Below are 532 nucleotides of genomic sequence, written 5' to 3' on the forward strand. Positions count from 1 at the left end.
TCATTTGTTATCCGCTTCAAACGTCGGGGAGACGTTTGAAGCATAATTTACTAGCGAAATTGACATTCGCAAATTTGTTTAACTCTGAAATTTAATTTCAAAGTACTTACATATTTGATTGTCAAAACTTTATTCAGTTTTCAAAGATCTACGTTGTTGTTAACAACTTAATATGTCGCAACAACATTTATTAATAATATCAGAAGTTGAACGCTTCGTCAATAACTTTTTTCAAATAATTGAAATTGTTATTAATAATTGTTCGGCTTTGTTAACTGATAAATCAACTTAATTATCATACCAAATCCTTAGCAGCGAAGTCAACAATTAAATTGTATTTTTTCACTTTTATTTATTTGATACGGTGTTAGGAAAAAGTCCTTACACTTATATAGAAAAAAGGATGAAACCTTATTACGGTTTCATCCTTTTTCTAATGTGCATGGCGACGTCTTATCCTCGCAGGGAGCGATCCCCCAACTACTTTCAGCGCTACAGAGCTTAACTTCTGTGTTCGGCATGGGAACAGGTG

Annotated in this window: 1 rRNA gene; it reads right to left on the reverse strand. The window is 32.9% G+C overall.

The window, feature by feature from the left end:
* Window positions 1-440: 440 nt before the first annotated feature.
* Window positions 441-532, reverse strand: a 5S ribosomal RNA gene (rrf, locus tag LQZ76_RS10005); the annotation flags it as partial.

It is taken from the genome of Periweissella ghanensis (assembly GCF_918814755.1).
Taxonomy (GTDB): domain Bacteria; phylum Bacillota; class Bacilli; order Lactobacillales; family Lactobacillaceae; genus Periweissella; species Periweissella ghanensis.